This is a genomic window from Methanosarcina sp. A14 (assembly GCF_001729375.1).
GTDB lineage: Archaea > Halobacteriota > Methanosarcinia > Methanosarcinales > Methanosarcinaceae > Methanosarcina > Methanosarcina barkeri.
This window is the reverse complement of sequence record NZ_LZPK01000190.1, coordinates 1-5296: the sequence shown is the minus strand read 5'-3', so window position 1 is coordinate 5296 and position 5296 is coordinate 1. Positions and strand designations below refer to the sequence as shown.

Sequence of the window (5296 nt, the reverse complement as noted above, 5' to 3'; positions counted from 1 at the left end):
AAAACAAAATATATAAAAGTTGTAACAAAACCAGTTGCTGCCTTTTCAGCCTCTCCTACTTCAGGAAAGTCTCCACTGAATGTAAAATTTACTGACAAAAGCACAGGAACACTTGCTGCATGGAAATGGGACTTTGGAGACGGATCAAAGTCATTCGCTAAGAATCCGGTTCACAAGTATTCAAAAGCAGGAACATATACTGTCAGTTTAACAGTAAAGAATACTGCTGGCATTAATACTAAAACCATTTCAGGATATATTACAGTAAAAAAGTAATGAGCTCCTTAGTTAAAAAGTAAAACGGATCAAGTAGAAAGAGGAGTGGGGAGTTTTTTATAACTCTTTGTGTGTCCTCTTCAAATTGAGTGAAAAGCTCTCAACTTTCAATTTTCACTCAATGAACTTTTTTCTCTGATGAGTTGAGCCAGAGATGGCATCTCAAATGTACTGCCGACTCTATCACATATGTACTAATATGCACTTACACCTAGTTTCTTTGCTGTCTGAACAATCATCATGTCTGAACAATCGTCATAAATGTGTCATTTGTCTTTGTTACTTCCTCTGTTATGGTTTGAAAGTTCACATCCCATTTTCTGACCTTTGCTCTCGCCGCCAGTTCCGCTACATAACAATGCAGCGGAAACTCTAGTAAAATCAGTATATTCAATAAATGTTTCTTGTTCTCCTTCATCTTAGCTATTCTTTCATCCAGTTGTTCATATCCTGATTTGGTGGAAAACAACTGATCAAACGTGATGGATAATTGATCCGCTATCTCTGAACCCGGGTTTATTCTAAACTCACAAGTTCACCATAAAAGTCCCAGTAAATCGTATAAAGGATAATATGCAGCTTTACTTTTATAATTAATTTTTATAAAACAGATATAGGCTGAAAGGAATGTGCATGAAGCCTGTATACTGACTGAAAGTGGAGAACAAAGTGGAAACTTTATTAGAATTAAGAATTCAAAAAGTAGCATTCAGAAGTTTAGGGAAAGTGTAGAATCAGTTTCAAGAGAATTAAATTCGCTGGCCATTGGTTAAGAAATTTTCTTTCCTGAAAACTATCAATTTTGCATTAGAAACCTGCCTTAAATTTTGGCCTGTTTACATGAAATCAATACCACGTTTCGCCACATAATCTATTATAATATTTAATAAATGTTGTGGAACTGAAGACAATTTATCACGATTTCTCACTTAACCAAAGACGCATGTAAGAAAATTAGATGAATACAGGAAAAATCCTGGGAACTTATGTGAGATCACCAGATTTTTCCTGCTTCCCAACCTCTTTTTGTGAAATCTCCAGATTTCACCCCAATTTCTTACTATGGATGCCCTTTTTGGAAGGCACCTTACTTTCATCAGGAACGGATATACTCTTTTTTGACCAGTGTCCTGCAAGGAAAGCTCCGGACAGGTTGTGCCATATACTAAATATCGCACCCGGAAGCGCGGCTGCTGCTGTGAAATGTTTTATCGCAAGAGCGACGCTAAGGCCGGAATTTTGCATTCCAACCTCTATTGCAATAGTCCTTGCTTCGGTCTCGCTGAACCCCAGGGCCTTTGAAACCCCATAACCACCTGCAAGGCCAAGCCCATTATGCAGGATCACTGCAAGCAGTACCAGCGGGCCGCTCTTTCCAAGATTCGCACTGTTTGTCCCTATAATCACCGCGATGATAATTACTATGGCTGCGGCTGAGATTGCCGGAAAGACATCCTTCACTGCGTTTATCTTTTTTTCAAAGAAGTAGTTGATTGCAAGCCCGAGCACAACAGGCACAATTACCACCTTTACAACGCTCACAAGCATACCCATGACATCGACTTCCACGGTCTGACCTATAAGAACCCAAGTAAGGAAAGGCGTTGCTAGAAAAGCGAGAAGGGTAGAAACCGAGGTAAGCACTATTGAAAGAGCCACGTCGGCTTTCGCTAGATAAGATATCACATTCGAAGCCGTACCGCCCGGACAGCAGCCCAGCAGGATCACGCCCGCAGCCAGATCAGGTGGAAGCTTCAGAACCAGGCAAACTATCCAGGCTGCAAGCGGCATAACTGTGTACTGCATCAAGGTGCCTAGGATGACTGCTGAAGGTCTCTTCAATACTGCAAGGAAACTGTCCACCGAGAGAGTGATACCCATCCCAAGCATAATAAGGCTTAGAAAAGGTACAATAAGTCCCTGATGGGGAGCAAAGTACTCAGGATAAACATATGCAACAGCAGATAAGAGAACCGCCCAGAGGGGAAACAGAGACGTAAATTTTTGAAGTATTTTTTGATACACTATCTCACCAGATTTGCAGGATGGAGCCGCATGCCTGAAGCATAAGCATTAGAGGTTAGTTAAGTAAGTTCAATAAATTAAGTAAGTTCAATAAATTAAGTAAGTTCAATAAATTAAGTAAGTTCAATAAATTAAGTAAGTTCAATAAATTACTAAGTTCAATAAATTAAACTCGTACAATTAATATGATTTATAAACAGGACTTTATGCACACTTCATTTTTAGAAATGCTTTGTGTTGAAAAGTACTTTTTTTCAAAAGTACCTCGTTTTAAAAAGTACCTTTTTTGAAAAAAATACCTTTTATTGAAATAAAGACCTGAATATAAGCCTTAATTACAAAGTAAATAAAAAATTATTGTTTAAAAATATATCTATTTCTTTACAATAGATACTGAAACTGTATATAATTTCGAAGCTCTGTACGTGCCCTGCTCTTAAACCTCGTATATAATCGAACACATAAATGACAAATGTACCGGGTATAAGATTTTTACCTGTTCATCATCAACTCAGGACATAAAATAGTCTTCAGTTTGAACATTAAACTAAAACCACTATCTTATTTCAGCTTTAATGCGGCTATTCTGAGAACTGTTAATATAGGAAAAATGACTTTTTTATTTTTAAAAATTAGAACAACTGCCAGGATTTCCCAGAATTGAATATTCCAACATTCACCGACTTGCTATCTATACTATCTATATATACAGGCTCTGCCGATACAATGTCCCATGAGACTGGATGCATACCTTGTAGATATGGGCTATTTTAAATCAAGGGGACGAGCCAAGTCGGCTATCCTTGCCGGAAATGTTAAGGTAAACGGCGCGGCAGTAACAAAAGCCTCCAAAGATGTGTCTACTGATGATATAATAGAAGTTACTGAGGGCCTTGACCAGCCTCAGGGCTATTTCAAACTCAAGCTTATTCAGGAGGAAAGTGGAATTCTTAAGCCTGGAGATAAAGTGCTTGACCTTGGCTCCAGCGCAGGCGGCTTTCTTCTTTTTGCCTCGGAAATTGTAGGCCATATAAAAGGCATAGAATTCAGCAAGGACTTCAGGAGCGAACTTGGAAAAATTGCATATGAAAAGGAAAATGTTGAGGTAATATTCGGAGATGTCTTCACCATACCCCTGAATTTGCTTTCAGAAGAACCCGTGGATGTGATTCTTTCGGATATGACCCTGGAACCTGAGGACTCAATCAAGGCTCTTTCGAGAGTGCTGCCTCTGCTGAAACCCGAAGGAAAGCTGCTTCAGGTCATCAAAATTCCTAAAAAGAAGAACCCAAAACCGATCCTGAGTAAAATAGAGAACCTTGGACTTGAAATTCAGCAGGTTATCAATCCCAAAAAACAGGAAATTTATGTGGTCACAAGAAAATCCCTGCCCGAAAAGAAAGAGCCACTCACAGAAGCTCAGCCCGAAAAAAATGAGTTTTGAGGCCTCAAAACTGATGAATACTGACAGGATAGAAAATTCATGTGGAATAGAGAAGTCTGAAGCAATAGAGAATTCAGGCGGAATAGAGAAATCTGAAGCAATAGAGAATTCTAAAGCAACAAAGAGTTCTGAAACAATAAAGAGTTCTGAAACAATAAAGAGTTCTGAAACAATAGAAAATTCTAAAGGAAAAGAGAGTTCAAGGGATTCTTTTTTCAGCAACCACGAATGCACAGAAATGCGATCAGATTCGTATCCTGATGCCAGAATGAAAATTTACGGCCACGAAAGACCAGTTCGACTCTTTGTTGCAGGCCTTCACGGAGATGAATGGAAAGATACGACTGGACTTCTGAAAGGCATTAAACCTCCAAAAACCGGTTCTCTGGCTCTGATTCCACTTGTAGACTGCGGGAAGTACATTTCAACCCTGAACCCGGATTACTATCCCGAAACCGGAAAAAAGATCATCAGGGCGATTGAAGAATTAAAGCCCGAAATTTACATTGAGCTTCATTCCTATTCCGGTGAAAATCTTGAAAAACTGGCCGGAAAGCACAGACTCGAACTCATAGGAGTGCCTGCTTACAGCATCCTCAAAGAAGGAGTACTACTTGGTTCTGTTTCTCCCTGGGTTAGAAGAAAGTATTTTCCAAAAGAGGCTCTTTGCCTTTCTTTTGAACTCCGAAAAGGAAGTATGGAATCAAGAAAATTTGCCGCCCGTATGCTTGAGGTTCTTAAGGAAATTCAATCAAGGGACGAATTCATTGAATATATGAAAAAAGAATATCCTGCTCAGGCGAAAAAGGCAATGGAAGATTACCTGCGGTTTTACGGAGAAATCTGAATCTCTTTGATTCTGTTCAGATCCTTATGATACCAGGAAATCTCTTGCCGGACCTCCTGCTTGTCATATCTGGTCTTATCAAGTTCTAGCCTCTAAATCATTATATATACATAATTCTTCTACTTTTGCCCGTAAGCCCGTAGGGGACACCAACTGTTTTGACTCAAACGTGGCTTCACACGGTTGCAGATTCCAAATCCTGTCCACTGATCATACCTATAAGTTCGATAGTGTGGATTGGTGTTGAGTATGATGTTATTTGTGATGATGTTTTACTCATTCCCGAAGAAATCCATTAAAACAAGAATTGAAACCGTAGGTCAACGCTGTCTGAAAGCTTTCCTGCTGAACAGACAAAAAAGTAAAAAGAGATATTTCAATTTGAATATCCCTTTAAGCTCCTTTGTAACTATTCACCAATGTTAACTCCAAATCCTTTGTTGAAATTATGTTTCCTTCGCTGTCAAAATAGGTGCTGTCATATCCTTTGGGATTATTTTGGTAGTAGTAGAAGCTTATCAATCTATTTCCATACTGATCTTGCCATATATCCCATTTCCACTCAGGATGATAAGATTCCGAATCTCCTGAAACAGTTTCTATAAAGTCACTTACCCCTTGATAATCATTTACAAATGTTAATACTTCAGATTCAGTGGGAAGGCTTGTGTCACCGGATGTTGTGTCATCACTTTCAGGAGCTG

6 protein-coding genes are annotated in these 5296 nt (G+C 39.0%); 4 read left to right on the top strand and 2 right to left on the bottom strand.

The window, feature by feature from the left end:
- Positions 1-276 (top strand): PKD domain-containing protein (locus tag A9239_RS09775; RefSeq protein WP_141706425.1); only part of this gene is annotated, 276 nt, incomplete at its 5' end.
- A 1044-nt stretch (positions 277-1320) separates the two neighbouring features.
- Here A9239_RS09775 and A9239_RS09765 read toward each other — a convergent pair.
- Positions 1321-2301 (bottom strand): bile acid:sodium symporter family protein, encoded by a 981-nt coding sequence (locus A9239_RS09765; RefSeq protein ID WP_275042319.1) that lies wholly within the window; start codon positions 2299-2301, stop codon positions 1321-1323.
- Between the two features lie 733 nt (positions 2302-3034).
- Between A9239_RS09765 and A9239_RS09760 the strand changes: the two genes are divergently transcribed.
- The 3 genes from A9239_RS09760 (at position 3035) to A9239_RS19500 (ending at position 4891) form a co-directional block, all read left to right on the top strand.
- On the top strand, positions 3035-3745 hold the full coding sequence (locus A9239_RS09760; protein WP_048116756.1) for a S4 domain-containing protein: 711 nt from the start codon (positions 3035-3037) through the stop codon (positions 3743-3745).
- A complete protein-coding gene (locus tag A9239_RS09755; protein WP_329957078.1) occupies positions 3669-4592 on the top strand; it encodes a DUF2119 domain-containing protein in 924 nt (307 codons plus the stop codon). Before A9239_RS09760 ends, A9239_RS09755 begins: the two co-directional genes overlap by 77 nt.
- 158 nt (positions 4593-4750) lie before the next feature.
- On the top strand, positions 4751-4891 hold the full coding sequence (locus A9239_RS19500) for a hypothetical protein (protein WP_155396440.1): 141 nt from the start codon (positions 4751-4753) through the stop codon (positions 4889-4891).
- Positions 4892-4985: 94 nt separating this feature from the next.
- Here the strand turns inward: A9239_RS19500 and A9239_RS19495 are convergent.
- The coding region (locus A9239_RS19495) for a hypothetical protein (protein WP_176722126.1) at positions 4986-5296 on the bottom strand (311 nt) is incomplete at its 5' end.